We start from the raw sequence: 23,172 nt of genomic DNA, 5'->3' as shown, positions 1-23,172 counted from the left end.
AATGGACTTTGGACTATCAACTATTGACTCTATAACCAATATCTCTCCGGTAATATATGCCCGAAAAGTCTATGGCTTTAATTCCAGTGTACGCTTGTGCGAGGGCTTGTTGGAAATTTTCTCCGATTCCTGTAACATTTAGGACTCTGCCGCCATTTGTGACTATCTGTTGTTGGGCGTTCAATGTTGTGCCTGCATGAAATACCGTTGCGCCTGTGGCTTCTGCTTGGGAAATGCCGGTAATGACTTGGCCTTTTTCATAATCCCCAGGATAGCCGCCGGCAGCTGCTACGACGGTGGCGGATGCTCCCCCCTGCCAAGCAATGGGCGGTAGTTCCCCTAAACGCTGCTGTACACAAGCCAGAATCAATTCTTCTAGGGGGGTGGCTAATAAGGGGAGGATAACTTGTGTTTCTGGATCGCCAAAGCGGCAGTTAAATTCTAAAACCTTAAAATCGCCATTAGGTGTAATCATCAACCCGGCGTAGAGTACACCACGATAATCAATGCCTTTAGATTGTAAGGTGGCGATCGCTCTTTCTAAAACTTCTGTTTGCACTCGCGCCATTAACTCTGGTGTGGCAATTGGCGCTGGTGCATAAGCTCCCATCCCGCCTGTATTTTCCCCTGTATCTCCTTCCCCAACCCGCTTATGGTCTTGGGCGGGTAACAAGGGCCGAATTGTCAGCCCATCCGTCAAAGCCAACACAGAAACTTCTTGCCCAGTCAAACATTCTTCAATGACAACAAACTCACCCGCACTACCAAACTGCCCTTGAAATATGGCATCAATGGCGCTCTGTGCCTGCTCAATTGTTGTCGCCACGGTGACACCCTTACCGGCAGCTAAACCATCGGCCTTGACGACGATAGGCGCTCCCTGTGCCTGAATATATGACTTGGCTGCTGCCGCCTCTGTAAATACCGCAGCCTTAGCGGTAGGAATCCCCGCTTCCTGCATTAGCGCTTTTGCCCAAGCCTTACTCGCTTCAATTTGCGCCCCAGCTCGGCTGGGCCCAAATACCATCAACCCTTTTTCTTGTAGATAGTCAGTGATTCCTTTTGCCAATGGTACTTCCGGCCCGACTACCACCAAAGAAAAACCCTGATTCAACGCATATTGACTAATTCCCTCAAAATCGTCCACGGCTAAAGCTACATTTTGGCAATGTGCCAAAGTTGCCGTACCCCCATTTCCTGGTACACAGGCGACTTGCTCAATTTGCGGTGATTGCAACAGTTTCCACGCTAGAGCGTGTTCACGTCCCCCGTTACCGACAACTAAAACTTTCACTGATTCCCTCTTGCGTCTCTGGCGAAGCGAGAGTAACTGATGACTCTCGCGGATCAATTTTTCACCAATTCTGACCCTGATGCAAGTCCTATGGTGGGGAATTGTAGGGGTGTAGGGGTGTCAGGGTTTAGGGGTGTAGGGGTGTCAAGAAGAGGAAAAGGGGCAGGGGGCAGGGGGCAAGGGGGAAGACCGGGACGGAGCTTGGACTCCTCCCCGTATAAGCGTCCTAGAAGGACGGGGCTTGTACCCCTGTTCCGCTCCGCTTCACGGCTACTGGGCAGGGATTACTCCCCCTGCTCCCCGCTCCCTGCCCCTCCGCCTCTTCGGTCAGGGTTAATGAAATGATGATTTTCTCGTTAGCCTGAGAGTCATGACTCACTACTTGTTAAAAAACCTACACTTGTGAGCCAATCCCTAGTCCCCAATCCCCAATCCCATAATCAATTGTCAAATTTAGAATAATTGTTTTAAAAATAACTAGGAAATAATGACGTAACATCATTGTCACTATTAACCTGTGAATATATGAGATTCGTACTTGATTTTTGAAATATAGGTATGGTGGTCAATGTCCACCAAAATAATGATACGGTGGGCAATGCCCACCCTACAAATACTTAGATTTGTTCAATAATCAAATCGGATTCCTATAGAAACTAAGAAAATAAGAATAAAGTAGGTAACATGGCAAAAATTATAGTTACTGGAGCAGCAGGATTTATTGGTTCGCACCTGGTAGAAACCCTCCTAAAACAAGGTGAAGAAGTAATCGGGATTGATGAAGTGAATGATTACTACGATCCCTTGTTAAAACGTAAAAATATCGCCTATTTACAATCGTCGCCTAACTTCACTTTCATTGAAGGAGATATTCAGTTTCTAGATTGGCCCTCTCTCCTCCAAGATGTGACTGTGGTCTACCATCAGGCGGCGCAGGCGGGAGTTAGGGCAAGTTGGGGTAAAGGTTTCCGTGCTTATACTGAGCGTAATATTAATGCTACACAAGTTTTGTTGGAAGCAGCTAAGGATGCTCAACAATTAACTAGGTTTGTGTTTGCATCTACTTCTAGTGTGTATGGGGATGCGGAAACCTTACCTACTCACGAAGGAATTCCTCCGCAACCGGTTTCTCCTTATGGCATTACTAAGTTAGCCGCAGAGCGTTTGTGTGGACTGTATCACAAAAATTTCGGTGTGCCGTTTGTGGCTCTACGTTATTTCACTGTATATGGCCCTAGACAGCGCCCTGATATGGCTTTCCATAAGTTTTTTAAATCGGTTTTACAGGATGAGGCGATTCCTGTTTACGGAGATGGACAGCAAACTCGTGACTTTACATTTGTGAGCGATGCTGTAGCGGCCAATTTAGCGGCTGCTAGTGTACCAACTGCTGTAGGAGAAATTTTTAATATTGGTGGTGGTAGTAGGGTGGTTTTGGCTGAGGTCTTAGACACAATGGAACAAATTGTTGGTCAGCCAATTAAGAGAAATCACATAGAAAAGGCAATGGGTGATGCACGTCACACGGCTGCTGATGTATCTAAGGCACGGAAAATTTTAGGATATGAACCAAAGGTTTCTTTGCGGGAGGGTTTGAGCCTAGAATGGCAGTGGGTGAAGGCTTTGTACGCCTAGAGCCAGTGAAAGCGATCGCTTGGATTAAACTAAGAGGGTTTAGCTAAAGCGATCGCACTAATTCCACTCAACAACAAACCTATGCCTATCCATTGGGAAACTAAAACTTTTTCTCGCAAAACTACAGCCCCGGCTATTGTGGTTAGAACAATAGTTAATCCGATGACTAATGGGTAGGCTATGGATAAGTTTAGTTTCCCTAAAACCAATACATAAAAAATTGTGCTTAAGCCGTAGCAACAAATCCCACCTATTAAATATAAATTTAACGGGTTCTGTCCTGCGCCTAGTTTCAATAGGGTTTGTGCTAGTGTATTTAAACCTACTGTAGTGAGAATTAATAAAGCGAAGATAATTGGATTATTCATAAATACTAATTTAGGAAATTTATTATATAGTTTGATTTAAATAGAGTAAATTACTTTCATTTCTACTCAGCTATTTACAAAAAGATTTTATACCCAAACGCTCCTTCAAATTCCCATAATTCTTTACCCTTTGGATAAGGTATTTGTACCCATTTACCTGCTAATTTTTCCCACCAGCGCGGTGGATGGGGTAAACTAGCAACTTGAATACAAGGGCATCCAGAAAGCTTTGCCCCCATAATATCTGTATGTAAACTATCCCCAATTACTAGGACATTTTTTGATGGCAAGCGCATCTGAGTTATGGCCTTGCGAAATGCTGAGGGAAAAGGTTTATTGGCTGGACTGATGGCGTTAATATCAAGGCGATGTGACCAATATTTAACGCGGTAGCGACGTTTCCCATTTGAGAGGATAAAAAGCTTTAAGCCTGCTAACTTGGCTTCGGCTATCCAATCTTCTGCCCAAGGAGAAAGGTAGCGATCGTCTTCTGAAATGATGGTGTTGTCTAGGTCAAGAATAACACCTCGAATTCCCACATTTTTGAGCCAGTCAATTTTAATTTCAGCTAAAGTCAGGATTTGTTTTGGTAATTTATCAGGCTGTTCTATGGAGGTTGAGTAATGCAGTTTACTCAACCAAGTTTTGATATGCGTCACGTCGCTTTGCTCCGAATTCAAATAACACCCATCTCATGGTCAATTATTGAATAATTCCCTGATTTTTTAACCATAGAATTACAAAACAAGTGCAGATCCAACCAATTACCGTGAAAAGAATTCCTTTGTCTTTTAACAAGACTTCTTCCGGTCTTTCACTGCGTCCACCTTTTTCTAGATGATCTTCGCCTTCATGGGCAATTTCTTGGGGGTCGCTGAGAAGTTGATAGCGGAAAATACCATACAGTACGAATGGTAAGGTTATTAGCATCCAAGGAGTTGATGCGCCACGTAAAGCTGGCCCTGAACTCCAAAGAGCATAAGCGAGGACTGTACCTGTAGTTACTACGCTTTCCATCCGTCCTAAAAGGGGTAAGGAGTAGCGTTTGAGTACAGCACGGAGTTTTGTACCTTGAATTTCTGCCAAACGCAATTCGGCTTTACGTTTTTCAATGCCCAAAAATAACGCCAGCATTGCTGTACAAAGTAAAAACCAAGCTGATAAAACAATGTCTGTTGCCGCCGCACCACCAAAAGCACGTAAGACAAATCCGGTGGCGATCGCAATTACATCTAAAATCACTAGGCGTTTGAGTTTTAGGTTATAAGCAACTTGTAAAACTGCATACCCTGTAATTGCTGCACCTAACTGTGGCGATCGCCACCAGCTGATACTCAAAGCTCCACCCAGCAACAACAATGCCATCCCGACTGCTACTGGAATACTCACCAACCCAGCCGCAATTGGCCGCTTACACTTGACAGGATGTTGACGATCTGAGGCGACATCGGCAATATCGTTAATGAGATAAAAACCACTGGACGCAGAACAAAATAGTATAAATGCAAACAATCCGCCTAGCAAGGACTGTAGATTGATACTGAAGGCAAACAACGGCGCAGCAAATACCACGAGATTTTTTGTCCATTGTTTGGGACGCATAGCTGCTAAATGAGATGCCAGATTGTGAAAAATACTCATCCATAAGGAGCCTGCGGGCAAAGAATTGCGTCCGGTGTCCATAAGTTTATGATTTTTTACTAAAAATATTTGGCTGAATTAAGTACGTAAGTTTTTTTACCACCCGAATAGTACTATTTTTGAACAATTTTTACTTAAAAAATCATTTAATTTACTCAATCTTTAATAGTTTCTACTGAAGATTAAATAAAAGCAATATATCCAACTAAGTAAATACGTATAACAATATACTTATTTTTGGGTTCATGTTGAAGTTTGCATCGTATCACTCAGTAGATACTTGCCCCTGGAATTGACATATAGAAAATCGGGTGCGGTTTCTCTTGGAAGTGACGGAGGCTGTATCTAGTGTTTGGGGGGCAGATCGGGTAGGTATTAAGCTTTCACCAAGCAACACCTTTAACGATATCCATAATACTGATCCCAAAGCCCTATTTAGCTATGCGATCGCTGCACTTAGGGACTTCTAAGTAGGTCGGCGTAAATAAATATTGTTGGGATAAGGCAGGGGGCAGGGGGCAGGGAGCAGGGGGAGAAAGAGTTTGAGCCTTATTTACTTTTATTTACATAGTTTGGTTTTATTGCATCGACTTACTTAGAAAATAAATTATTCAACGGGTCAGAGCAAATATGATCATTGTATTCTTCCTCCCCTGCCTCCCCTGCTTACCACAGTGATTGTATATTTTTTTAGTTGGAAGTCCCTTAACTTTTTTGGTTTGGGATATCTTCACTTGATGGAAGCATCAGACGCAGATATCCGACATGGTGGGAAAGCGATTCCCGTTGCTGATTTTCGTCCTTTTTATTCAGGAACCCTGATTGCTAAAGGTGGATACGGCAGAGAAAAAGGAGATGAGAGCGATCGCTCTCATCTCCAAGAACTAATCATGGTAAGTAGTGTGAGAATATACGCGATTAATCGCGTCTGTAGAAAAATTAATCTTTGGCTGGCAAGTTGTGAATTGTGAATTGATCACTCCCATTCGTCAAATTGATTGGTGGTGTTGCGAAGTATGGAATTTAGTTGAGCGCGGCGGGTTTCAAAGTTGGCGGCGATGGAAATTAGGGCAATACCAACAAGTAAGCCGACAACCCATTTTAAGAAGGGGTAACGTAAGCTAAAAATTACTAACTGGTAAATACTGGTGATGAAAAACGTGGCTGTACCAACATAGAGAAAGGCTCTGATTCTTAAAGCTAATCCAGTAAAAATGGCAATTAAGGCGAAACTTCCAGGTATAAGGGGTGCATTTTGGTGAAATAGGATTGCCCATCCACATATTACGCCACTACCTAATATTCGGAGGCTGTGACGAGTGAGTTTAGATTCTGGCTGGATCAGTTCTGGATCGACTTGGGCAATATACAGCAGTGATAAACCAATAACTGTGACGTACCATAAGTTATCGGTGAGGCGTAACTGATGCAACCAGGAAAATAGCGCCCAATCTATCAACGCCACACTTATATAAGTAAAACGGATGTTCTCGGCTACTTTGGCTAAAAAGACGTAAAAGCCGGCGGCTATGAGTAGAGTGAGTGGGTGAACGTAGAGTCTGGTTTCTCCTAAAATTACCAGTGGCACAATATAGGCGGCTTGTCGCCAAGGTTTTTGTGACCATCCCCAACTTTGCCACGGTAAGATATATAAGAAATAAGCAAATACGCAGGCGATCGCACCATTCCAAGGCACTAAAACCCCTGTGATTATTTGCCCCACGGCAGTTTCCCGCCAATACACTCTCATCCCAGCTATTAATACAAAGCCGAGGTAAACCCATAAGTCTGCGGTGGTGATGCGATCGAAAACACGGGAAACTGGTTCATCTGGTTTGGTTCTACCTTGTAGGATGGCATAGGTAATTAAAAATACTCCCGTTCCCAGCCCCACAAGGCGATTAACTTGGATGGGTAGAGTAATTGCTGTCATTAGTAAAGCACTACTCCAAGCCCAGTGTAGATGCGCGATGAGTTTCAGTTCTTGGGTGCTGAGAAGTAGGTAATTTATCAGCCAAGGGGTGAGGATGCGGTAGGCAGACATAATAGTTGTACCCAAAGCAGCCATCGCAATTAAACCGTCACCTAAACCACCACCGGAGGCTTGTGACATTTGATAGAACAACATCTCATAAGCTGAGACCGATACACCAATAATCCCTAAGTAAAGTAGAGGTTTCAAGTTTTGGCTACGTCGCCCTACACCAATGAAAATTAAGGCTACACCCAAGGAACACAACCCAGACCAATCGGTAAAGGTGTTAAACCGCAGCAGTACACTAAATAAACCATAAAATATAGGCAAGATGTGGAAACTACTGGGTAGTTTGGTTAATTGGTAACGTCGTCGCCACCACTCGCCTAACAATTGGGTGAATAAACCCAAGGCGATATTGGCAATGGCTACGCGAATAATTGAACGTTCTCCAAATCCCAAAACCTCAGCAATCAATAACTCTACACACCAACCAATCCCATAAAATGCCCAGTCTGTGGGTTGTCGCCAATAACGATAAGTAATTGCCCCTAAGGTGATGGCTGTAGCAATTAAGTATAAAATCCCAGGAGCTTCAAATCCTTGATAAACAACTAGGGAATGACGGGTGAGATTTAATAGTTCTAAGCCACATAAGGCGATCGCCCATTTATCTGCTGCATCTGCATAGATACTGGCTAATTCTTGGTTACGGCGTAGTAATACTGTGCGTCCTAACCATAAACTTAAGGTAGCGATCGCACCTGCAACACACCATCCTGCAAATGTAAAACGCGGTAAAACTTCCCATAGCAATGCCCCAATGAAGGTTAAACCAAAACCAATGGTAACTCCTGCAACTTGCGGACTGGGTAGGTAGCGGCTATTGGCATACATCACACCTGTACTCACCGCCAAACTAATCAATCTGGTTCCAGGTAAGGGTAAGGTTAATAACTGTGCCATCCCTACCGTGAGGATGCTTAAAAGACTATTGGTGGTACGATGATGGTCTGTTGTGCGACTGGCTAAAGCTGTCAGGGCTATGGGTGTAACTAACCAAATCACATTCCAATGGGCTTGGCTGTCAACGCCACCCGTCCAGATAGGCTGTGCATTATTCCACAATAACCAAAAACTAACAACAGCTAGCCCTAAACCGATATACCAGCCACTACGTTGCCATAATCCCGTACCCAAACTATACACCCACTCTGCCAACATCAACAGGAGGAAAATGCTGGCCCAAATATGTAAATCTAGGTTGGGTAAGAGTTTATCGATAATTGAACAAAGTGTTAACAATCCACCAACGTGAGTCAGGTATACCAAAGGAACAGGTACAGGAGAACGACGTTTGCTGATGACTGCTAAGGTGGTGGTGGATAACAACAAATTGAGCGATCGCAAGGTAGGATTAACTGTGGCGATCGTTGTTAGACAAGTACCCAGTAGCAGTGTTAAAAATTCGCCAAACTGTGCAACCTCACGCTTGCGGTAATGATGCAGGGTTTCTGTCAGCACCACCATGAAAACTATATAAGGAAATAAAGCAATACTGATTAACGCCCAAGGTTCATTTTGCGCTTGGGTAAGTTGGGTGCCAACGGCGATCGCTAATTGCTTGAATCCAGAGGGAACTAATCGCCAACCTAGCCAAATCGCCTGTAAACCGACGACAAATATCAAGGCTAAGTCACCTCGCCAGCTGTATCTATATAGGCGCACTCCTCCCACCCATAAAATCAAGCCACTGACGGCGATCGCTTGGGCTGGCTGTTCTATGACTGCTACTAGCCAACCAATCAAGAGGAGAATACCGCCGAGTTTTTCCCAAGGAAATGGGGATATGGGGGATGTTTGTTTTTGTCTTTCTTGCTGTGCTAGCCAAGTTGTTAACCAACCACAAATACCAATGGCTAAACCTAATTGGGTAATCTCCACCCCAGCAACGAAAATCGCCCGTGATAGCAGAAGTAATAAGGCATAAACAATGAAGGCAGCATATATATTGATAATTGGTTTATGGGATGCTTCACCTTCATCTGCTAAAGGTATAGGTTGGCGACGACTGTGATAAATTGTGATGATGGTTGTAGTGATCATCGCCACATAAACTGCAATTAAGGGAAATCCTGGTAACTTCCACCCCCAATGCAAATAACTCAACCCTAGAACATTTACTAGCGGTAATTTTCCTCTGGGGAAATTGGTGATAACTGTGCGATTTCTCCATAGCAATACTGTTACTACCGTTAATATCGGGGCGGCGATCGCTACTGTTAACCAATCTAAAGGATTACGCCACAACCTAAAACTGTCCATTGCCCAAAAGTTAACTGGTACTAATAACAATGTGACAATCAATAATGTCTGCGCTGTTAATCTCAAGTTATTTTGTCTACCAGCCCAGAAGCTAAAGCCCCAAAAACTCAAAGTATAAGCCAATAAAACCCCATACTGTCCAGAAGCTGGGAATCTCTCCCATTGACTAGCCGCTAGTACACCTGATGAAATTACAACTAAGAATACACCTAGAAATAATAACCAACGAACACTTAGTTCCTCTCCTAGCGACTGCAACATTCTGGTAGCGATGTTGGGTTGTGTCGCTTCTTTTGGTTGTTTTCTGGGTTTTTCTGGTAACTGAGCAACTAAAGGCTTTTCTGGTGTTCTAATAGTTGCAACTACCCTTTCTGGTTCCCGGACAGTCTGGGATTGTAACTCTATCCGACAAACAAGGTAATCTCGACATATTTGCTTAACTTGAGTGTCTGATATTAGACCCAAACGCAACCATATATCCAACCCTTCCAGTAGTTCAGGGTGGGAAGACGGGAGCCTAAGTTCAATTCTCAATGGGTGATCAGAGGGCGATGACATAAATCGCAGACGTATCAGTATATACGTAACATCATCATTGGCTTAGTCTATATTTATGCGATCGCTGTGCCACTTGTCTGGCTGACTAATTAATTTTTTACAAATGGGAATGATCCTGAGGCATGGCGCACTGATCAATCTCTTCTAGTTTTTTGTGTCCCCTGCTATAAATTCATGACTTTTTTAAACGTCGAGTAAGCTGTTCTTACTTTTAACTTGCAAATTTTTTAGTGTTAGCTGTTGACAGTTAACCAACCTACCAGTGACTATGTAATTTCCACGCTTAATAGCTTATTGCTGAAGTTAACTCACTACCATTAATGAGATTTTCTGCTTGGTCATCTAAAACATAATAATAACTTATGAATTTTATAAAAATTTTCATGTCAATTGTTGTTGACCAATTCGTAACAAATCCGTTACAATAATTTATATGAGGCAACAGAATATTTTTTTATATTCAAGTTAACGAAATTAAAACTCAATATTCATACATTTAATTGACATTTGGACTTCTCCTAATCACCTCGGTTACGTAGCCGGGGTTTTTTCGTCATTTATAGTAATTCAAAACTTACTATTCACCACTTTCCAATCTTCACTCTCTACTTTCCAATCACATAATTCATGCTGCAATAAATTTTTACCTTTCTTTTTAGCCAAATACATTAAATTATCAGCAACTTCGATAATTTCCGCTACTGATTTTGGCGGATTATTAAAAGTAATAGCACCAATACTAAAAGTTACCGATAAATTTTCCTTCTTCATTGAAGCTAGAAGAACTGTATGCAATCGGTGAAGTACTACTTCTGCTGATTCATAACTTGTACGCGGTAATAAAATAGCAAATTCATCACCACCAAGTCTAGCAATTACATCTATTTTGCGTAGAGTGTTAGTAGTGCTTTTTGCTATTATTTGCAGCAGGCGATCGCCAAAACCATGACCAAACTGATCGTTAATTTGTTTAAAATTATCAACATCAACATAAGCTAGTGTGAGAGGTTCGCGGTGCCTCAAAGATTTTTCAATCTCGCTATTGACTATATCTAAAAAAAATCCTCTATTGGTCAACCCAGTGAGATTATCTGTACGTGCTAATTTCTCTAAGTTGATTAATGTAGTTTTTAGTTGTGAAAGCAGATGACTAACAAACAGAAAAAAACTTAAAATTACCAGTGCATTCCAAAAATGAATTAAAGGATGCAAATGATATTGATCTTGAATTTGATTAACAACAAGGTTAGTAATATCACTGCTTACTGCTACGAAAAATCCTGTATGTTTGTTGACAAACCATGCAGCAATGCCAATGGGAAGTAAATATAAGATTGATACAGAAATTTCAGGAGAAATACAGTAGTCAATTAACCCTATGAGACTAACCGTAAATATACTTAATAAAGTTGAAAATGATTTAGGTTTAGCCTCTAATATTTCAATTAAACGCATATTCCCTCTTTTAACAGCCTTTTTAGTTATTTTTGACACAACACCACGGCTGTTGTTATCGACACACCGTCCATAATTTGTAAAATTTTAACACAAAAGTACCGAAATATTACTCTTGACAGACATTGATATTTTCAAGCTGGGTACATTGGCACTGAAACCATAGAGACTTGAGTCTTACTTCAGAACTTGTTTCCCTTTCACGAGCTTTAGCCTTTAGCCCTAGAGGTCGAAATTTAATCCAGAATGCTAAATGATATATCCGTTAAAAGGATATTGCTAAATCATGGGATGAAATAGGAGGTATTGAAACCTCAAACTCCTTATGCTCACGGCGTTACATAAATAATCCCACATTTATGTAACACCGTGATTAAAGATATGTTTTTAGTATGAACTTCAGCGCAACTCTGTATTCATTATTGTGGTTTGCACTCTTAGTAGATTTTCTGCTATACTTATTCAAGTTCATACATAAAGTCCACAAAGCAATAAAAAACATTTCTATTGCTTGAATCGTGGCTTATGTATTAGGTTACGGCTTCAAGAAATGGAGTCTTATCACTGCGGGCGTAGTTTAGTGGTAAAACTATAGCCTTCCAAGCTATTAATGCGGGTTCGATTCCCGCCGCCCGCTTTCATCTTAAAACCCTTGTGAGTTAACACTTACAAGGGTTTTTCGTAGTTAGACAAAGTAACTTATTCATTAATTTGTATATCCGATGCAGAAGTGGGACGAGAACTTTACTTCCGCATTAAAGCCGAAGAACCAAGTTTCACCGATTGTGACAAAGAATTTTCTCAAGGAACTGAAGCTCAAACAGGCAGATTGCTAGGCCCAGTCCCCATCAGCCAAGCGCATCCGGCGATCGCACAGAAACTAGCAATATCGCAACCAAGGCAGTTATGGCCGCCATATTGATTGGATAACTGGGTAGTAATTGTACGCTTAGAAAAGTTAATTCCCGCCCAGTTTAGATGATGTAGCCAAAAGCTCATTACTCAATCATTTATTTGAACAGCAAACAATTTTAGGTTAGGTGAAGGATTTGCGTAACCCAACACCCTTATATCTGTTGAGTTGCGCTGCGCTCCATCCAACCTACGTCTAATTACTCTGCTTCTTCATCAATTACTGCACTACGATCAAGTATCAGTAAGTTGCGGAGTTGATCTGTATCTAATTCAGTTAGCCAGTCTTCGCCTGCACCAACAACCTGTTCCGCTAGTTGTTTTTTACTTTCAATCATGTCATGGATTTTTTCTTCTAAGGTACCATTGCAAACAAATTTATGCACCTGTACATTCCTCGTTTGACCAATACGAAATACGCGGTCTGTGGCCTGGTTCTCTACGGCTGGATTCCACCATCTATCAAAGTGAAATACATGATTTGCCCTGGTTAAGTTCAACCCTACACCACCTGCTTTGAGGGAGAGAATCATAATTGGCGGCCCCTGGGGGTCGTGTTGAAAACGGTCAATCATTTCTTCACGTTGCTTTTTACTAGTACTACCATATAAGAAAAATATTTCCCGCCCTAGTTGTTTTTCTAAATGTGGTTTGAGTAACTTACCCCATTCTGCAAATTGGGTGAAAATTAAAGCACGTCCCGCACCAGCAACACCATAAGTATTACTCTCCGCTAACACCTCTTCTAACATTTCTTCTAATCGTTGCAGTTTTCCTGAACTGTATTGTTCTAAGGTATTTGTTTTCAGATATTGGGCTGGATGATTGCAGATTTGTTTGAGTTTAATTAATAAAGCTAAAATCATCCCTCGGCGTTGCAATCCTTCGGCCGATTCAATTTCTGCTAAAGATGTTTCTACCACTTTTTGATAAAGTGCAGCTTGTTCTCCAGTCAAACCGCAAAATACTGTCATTTCTTGCTTATCTGGCAAGTCTTGAATAATATCACGGTCTGTTTTCAGACGACGCAGAATAAATGGTTGCACTAAAGCACGCAGTTGATTTAAAGATGCTGCATCACCATACTTTTCAATTGGCATGGCAAAGCGTCTTTGAAAGAATTGCTTATTACCTAAATAACCAGGGTTGAGGAAATCTAAAATTGACCAAAGTTCCTGCAATCTGTTTTCTACTGGTGTCCCCGTTAAAGCAATGCGAAAGGTTGTGTCTAATTGTCTGACTGCTTGTGATTGTTTGGCTTCCGCATTCTTCACATTTTGGGCTTCATCTAAAACAATTATCTGCCAAGAAAGACCCTGTAATGATTTGATATCTCTATGAATTAGTGAGTAACTAGTGATAACTAAATCATGATTTTTTACTGCTTCTTGAAAAGCTTTACCTTTAGGACGTTTATCACCATGATATTGGAGGACTTTAAGTGTAGGTGCAAATTTTTTCACTTCTCGTTCCCAGTTACCTAAAACAGAAGTAGGACACACTAGTAAAGTTGGTTTTTCTAATACATCCTGTTCTTTAAGATGGAGAAGGAAAGCAATGAACTGTATCGTTTTTCCCAGTCCCATGTCGTCGGCGAGACAAGCACCTAAACCCCAGCGTTCGAGGAATGCCAACCAAGCCGCACCCCTTTCTTGATAGGGACGCAACTTTCCTTGGAAGTTCTTTGGCGTAGGTAATGGTGCAACTGCTTGATTATTTGTCAGCGCCCCAATCAATTCTTGTAATGCGCCAGAGGCTTCAAAGCTGACTACTGGTAATTTCTCAATGACTTGAGTATCGCCACTACTAAGACGTAAAGCATCTTCTAAAGATAAGGCCATCTGGTCTTTACGCGCAGCGAAAAAGGCTTCGGCTGTCTTGATATCTTGGGGACGTAACTCCACCCATTCGCCATTTATTTCTACCAATGGGCTTTTTAAAGCTACTAGTCTGTCAAATTCCCCTTTAGAAATAGTTTGCCCACCAATTGCTAAGTGCCATTGGAAATTAAGCAAACTCTGCAATCCCAAGCGTCCTGGTTTTTTCTTCGGCGTTTCGGCGGAGATTTTCAAACCCAAGCGGTTTGCCCAGCCTTCACGGTTCGCCAAACTAGGAGGTAAAATCACTCCTAAACCGCTATCTTCAAATCGCCAAGCCACAGCCTTGATAAACTCATAAGCCTGCATGGGGTTGAGATGACAAAATTGGGGTGATTCTGTATCTAAAGTAGGGGCAATGACAGGATACAATCGAGAAGCTAACCCCAAACCTCGTAAAAATGTTTCCTGGGGTTCTTCAATCGATCGCTGTTGATAAATTAGCTGTTCAACAGGATTTTGCCAAATAGTCGCCGCATCTACTAAAAATTCTGGATTATCGGCTGCTTGCAGGAAATAGGCTAGTGTCCATTCAGTTTCCCCCGGTTCTGGAGAACGTAGTTCAAAACAAGTACGAAATTGATTTTTACTAGCTAGTTGATATTGTAGCGGCATCGTCCAAGCCTTGAGCGCCGCTTCCAGTCTTTCCAAACCAACTGCATCTGCATCAACTGAATTAGATGCACTACTTAGCGCTTGCAGCCACTGTCGTACAGCCGACGGTAAAGATGCCATCAAGCGAGTTTCCACCACAGGCTGATTCCCCACCATTTCCCGCAATTGCGTATCTATCGCACTATTGAGAAAACCCAATATTAATTCCTGCGGCTGACTAGGAAAATCTATATATATAGGAGATGGAGATAATTCCTCGTTCCCTAATCTCTGATAAGTCCGACAAACCAAAGGCATCTTCGCGGCAAACTTTTCTAAACGAGTTCCATCTACAGCACTATCTAACAGTACTTGCCATTTGGCACTTACAGAATTATTAGGTTGTCGTTGGATAATAGGGAGAAACTTAGACCTAGAAATTAAATCTAAACTCCAACGGGCAATTTGTGACCAAAAACGTAAATCTCCACCTAAAAAAGCATTCTCTGTACTAGTGATATTTAAAGGTAAAGAAGTGAGCAATTTAACTGCTGCACTAGGAGGAAGACAAAAACCTTCTATACGCCAAGGTTGTAAATAAACTTCAGAGTCTGCATCAGATTCTAAAGCGGCAGAATGCACAGGAGAAATTAAAATTGTTTCTTTCTTACGAGGTTGGGAAATTTCCGTTGGCAGGACAATTATTTGCGAGTGAATTGGTAAATTTGTTGTTGGGGAACTTGCTGCTTTGGAGGTTTTCTTTGCCAACTGTTGTGGTAAAATCTGAGCGATCGCCTGATGTTGAGACTGCAACCACTCGCTTAATTCAGATGCAGACAGAGCCAAGGGATTGAGGGCTATTTCCTCAAAACTAAAATTTACTTGTGGCGATCGCCAAGTTTCCCCCCAAATAAATAAATAACTATCCTGCTCACTTAATATCCAACTACCGTGTAAAATTGCCATGTGATAACTACTCAGACTTTACTTAAAGTAATAAATGTTTATTATTGGTCTATTAACTATATTTAGTTAAATAAATATCATCTAAAATAAATGTACGTAATTATTGATATATCAAAAACATAAATAATGAATCTACCTCTATATAAAGTACTAAAAAATGGTTCAACTGTAGAATTAGATTATATAAAACCTCAAGAATATGAAGATGTAAGAACGTTACTCAATTTTGTCATTAATGAAGGTAAAACTTATCCACAAAAACAACCATTATCACAACCAGAATTTGCAGCTTACTGGTTAAGTCAAGATGCCTTTGTTGTTAGGTTATCTGGTGATGATGGTACACAAAAACCGCAAAAAATATTAGGTTCATTTTATATCAAGCCAAACTTTCCGGGATGGTGCAGTCATATCTGCAACGCTGGTTTTATTGTACAACCAGGATTGCGGGGTCAGGGCATAGGTAGATTCATGGGAGAATCCATGCTCTCCCTAGCATCCCAATTGGGTTACGAAGCAGTGATGTTCAATTTGGTCTTTGAAACTAATATACCTTCAATCACCCTATGGCAATCCTTAGGTTTTGATATCATTGGAAGCATTCCTGATGCGGCAAAGCTAGCTGATGGAAAGGTAGTAAAGGCGCTGATGATGTATAGGGGTGTAGGAGTATAGGGGTATAGGGGTTTGGGGGTATAGGGGTATAGGGGTATAGGGGAAAGAGTAAAACCAAATTCTTCCCTTACACCCTTACACCCCTACACCCTCACACACTTACACCCTTATACCCTCACACAATCCCGATGTTGCTCTTTGTATGTAACAGAAGCCAGCTACAGGGCATAAATGTTAGGATTGCCACAGAGAGAGAATAGCGTGCATAGAAGGAAAAAAAGCTGAATGGCAGAATTTGAGAAGTCAATATCCTTCGATGGAAGGGATATTCGACTGAAAGTAGGCCTACTAGCGCCCCAAGCTGGTGGGTCGGTTTTGATAGAATCAGGGGATACAGCTGTTTTAGTCACAGCTACGCGATCGGCAGGTAGAGAGGGCATTGATTTCCTTCCCCTGACAGTAGATTATGAAGAAAGACTATATGCGGCTGGTAGAATCCCCGGTGGGATTATGCGCCGAGAAGGCCGTCCCCCAGAAAAAACAATTCTCACCAGCCGTCTCATAGACCGTCCCCTGCGTCCTTTGTTCCCTTCATGGTTGCGGGATGACTTGCAAATTGTCGCCTTAACAATGTCGATGGATGAGCAAGTACCGCCCGACGTGCTAGCGGTAACAGGTGCTTCCATTGCTACTCTCATTGCCAAAATCCCCTTTAACGGGCCGATGGCAGCAGTGCGGGTAGGCTTAGTGGGCGATGATTTCATTATTAACCCCACCTATGCAGAAATCGAGGCGGGAGACTTGGATCTGGTAGTCGCAGGTTCACCTCACGGCGTGATTATGGTGGAAGCAGGGGCTAATCAATTACCAGAGCGAGATATTATCGAGGCGATTGATTTTGGTTATGAGGCAGTGCGCGACTTAATCAAAGCGCAGCTAGACCTAGTAGCCGAACTCGGTCTGGAAATTGTCCAAGAAGCACCGCCAGAGGTAGACCAAACTCTGGAAAATTATATCCGCGATCGCGCTAGCGACGAAATTAAGAAAATTCTGGCTCAATTTGAACTAACCAAACCCGAACGCGATGCCGCGTTGGATGTTGTTAAAGATAATATTGCCACAGCGATCGCCGAACTCCCAGAAGAAGACCCAATTCGGGTAGCTGCAACTGCCAACAGCAAAGCCCTGGGCAACACTTTTAAAGACATCACTAAATATTTCATGCGCCGTCAAATCGTCGAAGATAACGTGCGTGTTGATGGTCGGAAACTCGATCAAGTGCGTCCGGTTTCTTCTCAAGTAGGTGTCTTACCAAAACGTGTCCACGGTAGCGGATTATTTAACCGAGGACTGACTCAGGTATTATCAGCTTGTACTTTAGGTACTCCTGGTGATGCCCAAAACCTCAATGATGATCTGCAAACAGACCAATCAAAACGTTATCTCCATCATTACAACTTCCCGCCTTTCTCCGTTGGAGAAACCAAGCCCTTACGCGCCCCTGGTAGACGGGAAATTGGTCACGGTGCATTAGCAGAGAGAGCCATCTTACCTGTACTGCCACCCAAAGAGCAATTCCCTTACGTGATTCGCGTCGTCTCGGAAGTGCTTTCCTCCAACGGTTCCACCTCAATGGGTTCAGTTTGTGGTTCCACCTTGGCATTAATGGATGCTGGTGTCCCCATCCTCAAACCCGTGAGTGGTGCAGCAATGGGTTTGATTAAAGAAGGTGATGAAGTCAGAGTCCTGACAGATATTCAGGGTATCGAAGACTTCTTAGGTGACATGGACTTTAAAGTCGCCGGTACAGATGCAGGGATTACCGCCTTGCAAATGGATATGAAAATATCTGGTTTGTCTTTGGAAGTTATTGCCCAAGCCATTCACCAAGCAAAAGATGCTAGGCTGCATATCTTGGACAAAATGCTCCAAACTATCGATACCCCACGCACTGAAACCTCACCTTACGCTCCTCGCCTGTTGACTATCAAGATTGATCCAGACATGATTGGTCTGGTCATTGGCCCTGGTGGTAAGACAATTAAGGGCATCACCGAAGAAACTGGTGCAAAAATCGACATTGAAGACGATGGCACAGTAACAATTTCTGCGGTTGATGAAAACAAGGCGAAAAGAGCGCGTAATATTGTCCAAGGCATGACTCGCAAACTCAACGAAGGCGATGTCTATGCTGGACGTGTGACTCGGATTATTCCCATTGGCGCTTTTGTGGAATTCCTCCCCGGAAAAGAAGGGATGATTCACATTTCCCAATTAGCTGATTACCGTGTCGGCAAAGTTGAAGATGAAGTGGCGGTTGGCGATGAAGTAATTGTCAAAGTGCGCGAAATTGACAATAAGGGACGGATTAATCTCACACGCTTGGGTATACACCCAGATCAAGCAGCTGCGGCGCGGGAAGCTGCGGCGGTGAATCGTTAAATCGATTGGGGATTTTAGATATTATCTAAAATCCGCGATGCCTCTTTACGTAGGCATCGCCGTAAAGTTTTTCATTATTGTGAATAATCCCAAGTTCGGCCAATTCGTGACGATATGGTTACTTTGGTTGGTAATAGGTCAACAAGAGGAAAAGGGGCAGGGGGCAGGGAGCAAGGGGGAAAACTGAGACGGAGCTTGTACTCCGCCCCGGTCAAGCGCCCTAGAAGGGCAGGGCTTGTACCCCGAAGTTCTGTTCGTCGGAGACGTTGCCGTAGGCATCGCCGGAAGCCGGCGCTCAGACTTCTCTTCATGTTCCGCTCCGCTCCACGCAGCTACGGTGTACACACAAGTACTATCTGCAAGGGTTTCAGGCGTTATAGCCCCTTAAAATGTCATTACGAGCGCAGCGAAGTAATCACATAATCCCGTGGTTTTTGCGATTGCGTCGTCGTTCCTCCTCTCTACGAGACGCTAACGCGAACGCAATGACAGGTTTTCATAGCGATCGCACAACCTAAAGCTAGATGACGAAACCAAGTACTAAAGGGAATTTTCAGACTTGTGTGTACACCTTAGGCTCCACGCAGAGGGGAAGGGTTTGCTCCCCCTGCTCCCTGCTCCCTTCCCCCCTGCCTCTTCCGGTCAATTGTCTTCTACCATGACCAATTACCAATTACCATAAGTTCGATATACGTAAACCTATTTCAACCATAAGTAATCACTTTGTCAGTTTGTCGATTTGAGCGAAGTTTGGTAAATAAAAGAAATAGCTTACTAGTTAAGCTTGTGCTTTTGTTCCATACTTAACACCAAGCATTGTGAGTGCTAAACCTTTGCCAGAAACTACCGCCCATGTCAAAATCATTCGCCAATCCTGGCAACACGGCTTCCTAGAAGGTGAAGTGAGTGCTGGTGATTTTGAGTGGCATTTCCAGTGGCATTTTCGTCGGGGAGAACTTTTGGTAAAGCCTTCCCAAGGACGCGCTTTAATCAAAGAACCCCTCGGCCGCTTCTTGGAACAGCAAGATTACCAACTAGAGCCAGGAGGGGACTATGCTTTTAAGATTCGCGCACAATTGTGAAACGTGGGCAGGAGGCTGGGGACAGGGGAGAATAACTATTGACTATTGACTATTGACTATTGACTATTAACCATTAACCGATTCTGTGAGGCGACTGAGATATCTTTCGATTAAGAGGATGGCAACAATATCATCTATAGGGCGGGGAGGCTGACGCATTCCGTGGGGTAATAACTTGATTAGTCCTTGGGGTGGATACATCTGCCAATAACGATCGCGTGCCTCTAAGGTGCTATAACGCTCGTCTACTAAGACAATATTTAATGCCTCAGCTAATTCTTGCTGTAGTTGCTGTTTCCAGCGTTTGGCTGTGGTTTGGTTGCCCATAACTAGCATAGAAATGGGAAACTGTTGTCTTAGAGTATTAATGATAGCGATCGCATCTGCGGCAGCAACTACTTGATGATAATATAGTTGCCGATCTAATCCCATCACCGCTAAACCACATTTATCTTTACCTGGGTCAAAACCTAAAATAACTGGTTGTGTAGGGGAAAAATCAGTTAAATTCATCATAAATACAAAAATAATTATTCAGAATACAAATAGATTTCGAGCAATATATATATTTATTGATTAACTAAATGTTTTTAATATAGCTGTTGTCAGTAGTGTTAGGACATCGATAGACTATACAACCTAGACACAACAGGACTTTTCACCCAATCCCCAGTCCCCAGTCCCCAGCTATATATTTCTAGTATTTTAATTACAACACTCCCTCATTACCCTCAATCCCTGGGAGTTATTTAATATTTTGAAGTGCTCACTCCCCATTTTTTTCATTTAAGTACTCAAAATAACTTTGCCATTTTGGATTGCCACTAGTCGCACTCTCAATGGCCCTGCTGTATAAGTATCTTCAGCAGCGATCGCTTTAATTTCTACTGGTTGATCTAACTGACGCAACAAGGAAACGAAGCGCAGAAAAGTACCATCTATTTGGACACCCTCAACAATTCCCGCATTTCTAGCACGAAATTGAGAAGCAGAAATTAATAAATCTAATCGTTGTCGTAACTGATAAGAGGTCATACTGCGAGGATCGGCTGTAGTTGTAGCCAAAACTTCACTTCCAGAAAATACCAGCACATTTCTGGCTGTATCAGCAAAAAATTCTATCTGGTTTTCTCCTCTGACGTAATTACCAGCTGAGAATATTCTGACTACGTATTCTCGACCATCATTAATTTGCTGAATCAGCTGCTCAATTCTATCTGGGGTGATACGTAGTAGTTCTATATTTGCCGAGTTTGACCCAGGTTCGCTTAATTCTAAACTGGCGTTGCGGTTAGCTTCTTGCAGTAGTTGGAGGATTATCTGACGTGTAGCCGCTACCTGATTAGTCCGAACAACAGCAGAGGCCAAAACTTGACCGCGAACTAATGCTAGTTTGCCTAAACGTAAGTCGCGGTATGACTGATAATATTTTTCCAGTCGCGCCACTTCCTGCTCTAAATAGTCCTGTTGTGTTTCTAATTCTTTGAGCCTTGATTCTCGCTTGGCAATTACCTCTTCTCGCTGTGTAATTTCCAAGTTACGGTTTTGAATTAGTTTATCCAGTTGGGAAATTTTCAGGTCGCGCTGTTGTAGTGCTTGTTGACGGTTAGCTAGTTCTCTGTCCCGTTGTTCTATAGCTTGTTGACGGTTAGCTAGTTCTCTATCGCGTTGTTCTATGGCTTTTTTTGCTTCAGCATATAGCCTGCGACGCTCCGTCTTGAGTTGTTCTACTGCCCCTTGTAAGGCTTGTCTTTGATTGTAAACGCTTTGTAGTTCAGCGATCGCTTTTTGATATTGTGTAACTACTTGTCCCAGTCGGCTTTGGGTGCGCTGGTATTGTGCTTGGGTTTGCGCTAAATCTTGCTGTGCTTTTAATTTTTCTTTTTTGGCTTGATCGCGCTGAGTTTCTACTTGTCTTTTGTCGGTTCTGGTGGTTTCTAGCTCTTGATTAACTTTATTGCGCTCAATTTCTACCTGAGTTTTTTGCTCTTCTGCGACTTTTAGCTGTTCTCGTTTTTGTCTGAGGTCTTTTTGAATATCTTCTAACTCAAAAACCCCTTTCCGCAGTCCTTCATCAGCAATAAATAAAATTGCCAGGGTAGTTGCTGAAATCAGTCCTCCCGTCAAAATTGTCACCAGTACAGCCGTATTTTTGGGGCGTAGATTAAACAGAGAGAGGCGTGCTTTGCCAACTCTTGTGCCGATGCGATCGCCAACAGTGGCAATTACACCTCCCAAAATTAAAATTGCTGCTATGAGGATGTACCCAGTGGTCATCTTCAGCTACCCAATTGAGTCCAGATACAGCCTACTACTTTCAATCATTATTTGTGGAGAATGGGAGGGTGGCAATAGCTGAAGTTACTCAAGATTTTCGATTTACTTCTAACTATGGGTGTCATTGAAAAAAATATAACACGTACCACCTCTCATTATTCCAATTGTTTAAAGAGTTCAGAAGGCAAGAGCCAAAATTCAGTATGGGTTCACCGTCACTTTGAGTTAAATAAACGGATTGAAGAAACCAACTAAATCTATAATGAGCAGGATTTAGCCTATGGTAATAATTAGCCACATTCTGAATTCTGACTCCTGTATTCTTCTTTAAGTGAACTGTCTGCTGAGAGTCACAGGTTTATGCACAGTAATCTTCTTTTTGTGGATGGAAATCATCTTTTTCTCCCGCAGATCCCCTAGTAGCCTAGTAACAGTAACGCGAGTAGAGCCAATTGCTTCGGCGATCGCCTGATGAGATAACTTTAAATCAATAGTGATTCCATCTGCACAAGGAACACCAAAATCACGACAGAGAATTAACAGAAAACTCACCAATCTCGAACCCATATCCCGGTGCGCTAAGGTCTCAATCATCATCTCTGTTTGCAGAATTCGCGAAGACAGACCCCGCAGCATCAACATCGATAACTCGGGATTTTCCTTAAGTGCTTGCTCAACTTGTTCAATTGGTGCAGAAAGCAATTCTACTGGAGTAAATGCCACCGCATGGTAAAACCTATCCGACTTGTTTCCTGTCAACAAAGACAGGACACCAAAAACGCTATTTTCCCGTAGTAGTGCTACTGTAATCTCTTCTCCTGCCTCGTACACCCTGGAAAGTTTCACAGCCCCTTTCAAAAGAAAGTAGACTCGTTCGGCAGGATCGCCAGGAAAAAAGATCGTTTTATTGCGTTCAAACGTTTCGACAACAGGCGGAAAAGCTCCGGTTGCCATCTGACGAAAAACATTTGCTAGGGCCTTATCTTGTGTCACGATCATCTCCCTTCCCCTACCCAATGCCGGAATAACAAAAAACTAAAAACTAATTACCTAAGAATACACCTGAAAAATCAATAAAGCACCGTTAACCTTTCTGTACTTTCCTATACTCAAACGTACAACTTTATGGTTATTTGTTCATAATGATACCCAAATT

Annotated in this window: 17 protein-coding genes, 1 tRNA gene and 1 pseudogene; 9 read left to right on the top strand and 10 right to left on the bottom strand. The window is 42.5% G+C overall.

Features of this window, described 5'->3' with window-relative positions; all coding sequences use genetic code 11:
• Window positions 1–16: 16 nt before the first annotated feature.
• A complete protein-coding gene (gene purD / locus ACM5QX_RS05495; RefSeq protein WP_414752721.1) occupies window positions 17–1,294 on the bottom strand; it encodes a phosphoribosylamine--glycine ligase in 1,278 nt (425 codons plus the stop codon).
• Between the two features lie 684 nt (window positions 1,295–1,978).
• On the opposite strand from purD, the gene ACM5QX_RS05490 reads away from it, so the two are divergent.
• Window positions 1,979–2,929, top strand: coding sequence for an NAD-dependent epimerase/dehydratase family protein (locus ACM5QX_RS05490; protein WP_414752720.1), 951 nt, complete (start codon window positions 1,979–1,981; stop codon window positions 2,927–2,929).
• A gap of 29 nt (window positions 2,930–2,958) precedes the next feature.
• Here the strand turns inward: ACM5QX_RS05490 and ACM5QX_RS05485 are convergent, their stop codons facing one another.
• The 3 genes from ACM5QX_RS05485 to ACM5QX_RS05475 all read right to left on the bottom strand — a co-directional run bounded on the left by ACM5QX_RS05485 (window position 2,959) and on the right by ACM5QX_RS05475 (window position 4,980).
• Window positions 2,959–3,297: a DMT family transporter gene (locus tag ACM5QX_RS05485; RefSeq protein WP_011319961.1), complete on the bottom strand. Its 339-nt coding sequence runs from the start codon at window positions 3,295–3,297 to the stop codon at window positions 2,959–2,961.
• A 74-nt stretch (window positions 3,298–3,371) separates the two neighbouring features.
• The gene (locus ACM5QX_RS05480) at window positions 3,372–3,956 is read right to left on the bottom strand and encodes a YqeG family HAD IIIA-type phosphatase (RefSeq protein ID WP_011319962.1); all 585 of its coding nucleotides are present in this window, start codon (window positions 3,954–3,956) and stop codon (window positions 3,372–3,374) included.
• 43 nt (window positions 3,957–3,999) lie between these two features.
• Window positions 4,000–4,980 carry a decaprenyl-phosphate phosphoribosyltransferase gene (locus ACM5QX_RS05475; RefSeq protein ID WP_011319963.1) on the bottom strand — a complete coding sequence of 327 codons (981 nt, stop codon included), beginning with the start codon at window positions 4,978–4,980 and terminating at the stop codon, window positions 4,000–4,002.
• A 257-nt stretch (window positions 4,981–5,237) separates the two neighbouring features.
• Here ACM5QX_RS05475 and ACM5QX_RS05470 point away from each other — a divergent pair.
• Both ACM5QX_RS05470 and ACM5QX_RS05465 read left to right on the top strand, forming a co-directional pair.
• Window positions 5,238–5,405: pseudogene (locus ACM5QX_RS05470) on the top strand (alkene reductase); the annotation flags it as partial.
• Between the two features lie 270 nt (window positions 5,406–5,675).
• Window positions 5,676–5,909, top strand: coding sequence for a hypothetical protein (locus ACM5QX_RS05465; RefSeq protein WP_414752718.1), 234 nt, complete (start codon window positions 5,676–5,678; stop codon window positions 5,907–5,909).
• Between the two features lie 5 nt (window positions 5,910–5,914).
• Here the strand turns inward: ACM5QX_RS05465 and ACM5QX_RS05460 are convergent, their stop codons facing one another.
• Both ACM5QX_RS05460 and ACM5QX_RS05455 read right to left on the bottom strand, forming a co-directional pair.
• A complete protein-coding gene (locus ACM5QX_RS05460) occupies window positions 5,915–9,796 on the bottom strand; it encodes a DUF2157 domain-containing protein (protein ID WP_414752717.1) in 3,882 nt (1,293 codons plus the stop codon).
• 567 nt (window positions 9,797–10,363) lie between these two features.
• The gene (locus ACM5QX_RS05455) at window positions 10,364–11,290 is read right to left on the bottom strand and encodes a GGDEF domain-containing protein (protein ID WP_414752716.1); all 927 of its coding nucleotides are present in this window, start codon (window positions 11,288–11,290) and stop codon (window positions 10,364–10,366) included.
• Between the two features lie 527 nt (window positions 11,291–11,817).
• On the opposite strand from ACM5QX_RS05455, the gene ACM5QX_RS05450 reads away from it, so the two are divergent.
• Window positions 11,818–11,888: transfer RNA gene (locus ACM5QX_RS05450), tRNA-Gly, on the top strand.
• A 93-nt stretch (window positions 11,889–11,981) separates the two neighbouring features.
• Window positions 11,982–12,173, top strand: coding sequence for a hypothetical protein (locus tag ACM5QX_RS05445; RefSeq protein ID WP_414752715.1), 192 nt, complete (start codon window positions 11,982–11,984; stop codon window positions 12,171–12,173).
• Window positions 12,174–12,363: 190 nt separating this feature from the next.
• Here ACM5QX_RS05445 and ACM5QX_RS05440 read toward each other — a convergent pair whose 3' ends face one another.
• Complete coding sequence (locus ACM5QX_RS05440; RefSeq protein ID WP_414752714.1) at window positions 12,364–15,600, bottom strand: DEAD/DEAH box helicase; 3,237 nt, start codon at window positions 15,598–15,600, stop codon at window positions 12,364–12,366.
• 126 nt (window positions 15,601–15,726) lie between these two features.
• Between ACM5QX_RS05440 and ACM5QX_RS05435 the strand changes: the two genes are divergently transcribed.
• From ACM5QX_RS05435 to ACM5QX_RS05420, 4 genes are all read left to right on the top strand, one after another.
• Window positions 15,727–16,275: an N-acetyltransferase family protein gene (locus ACM5QX_RS05435; RefSeq protein WP_414752713.1), complete on the top strand. Its 549-nt coding sequence runs from the start codon at window positions 15,727–15,729 to the stop codon at window positions 16,273–16,275.
• A 225-nt stretch (window positions 16,276–16,500) separates the two neighbouring features.
• Window positions 16,501–18,657 (top strand): polyribonucleotide nucleotidyltransferase, encoded by a 2,157-nt coding sequence (locus ACM5QX_RS05430; protein ID WP_414752712.1) that lies wholly within the window; start codon window positions 16,501–16,503, stop codon window positions 18,655–18,657.
• 389 nt (window positions 18,658–19,046) lie between these two features.
• Window positions 19,047–19,175: a hypothetical protein gene (locus ACM5QX_RS05425; RefSeq protein ID WP_414752710.1), complete on the top strand. Its 129-nt coding sequence runs from the start codon at window positions 19,047–19,049 to the stop codon at window positions 19,173–19,175.
• A 300-nt stretch (window positions 19,176–19,475) separates the two neighbouring features.
• Entirely contained in the window at window positions 19,476–19,739 is a 264-nt protein-coding gene (locus ACM5QX_RS05420) for a DUF3146 family protein (protein WP_010998532.1), read from the top strand.
• A gap of 66 nt (window positions 19,740–19,805) precedes the next feature.
• On the opposite strand, the gene ACM5QX_RS05415 is transcribed toward ACM5QX_RS05420, so the two are convergent.
• The 3 genes from ACM5QX_RS05415 to ntcA all read right to left on the bottom strand — a co-directional run bounded on the left by ACM5QX_RS05415 (window position 19,806) and on the right by ntcA (window position 23,015).
• A complete protein-coding gene (locus ACM5QX_RS05415) occupies window positions 19,806–20,252 on the bottom strand; it encodes a pre-16S rRNA-processing nuclease YqgF (protein WP_414752789.1) in 447 nt (148 codons plus the stop codon).
• Window positions 20,253–20,525: 273 nt separating this feature from the next.
• Window positions 20,526–22,016, bottom strand: coding sequence for a DUF3084 domain-containing protein (locus tag ACM5QX_RS05410; protein ID WP_414752709.1), 1,491 nt, complete (start codon window positions 22,014–22,016; stop codon window positions 20,526–20,528).
• A 327-nt stretch (window positions 22,017–22,343) separates the two neighbouring features.
• A complete protein-coding gene (ntcA, locus tag ACM5QX_RS05405) occupies window positions 22,344–23,015 on the bottom strand; it encodes a global nitrogen regulator NtcA (protein WP_010998529.1) in 672 nt (223 codons plus the stop codon).
• Between the last annotated feature and the right edge of the window lie 157 nt (window positions 23,016–23,172).

Source organism: Anabaena sp. CCY 9910 (assembly GCF_963920875.1).
GTDB classification, from domain to species: domain Bacteria; phylum Cyanobacteriota; class Cyanobacteriia; order Cyanobacteriales; family Nostocaceae; genus Trichormus; species Trichormus variabilis.
The sequence above is the reverse complement of the archived record's forward strand: the minus strand, read 5'-3'. Positions and strand labels throughout refer to the sequence as shown.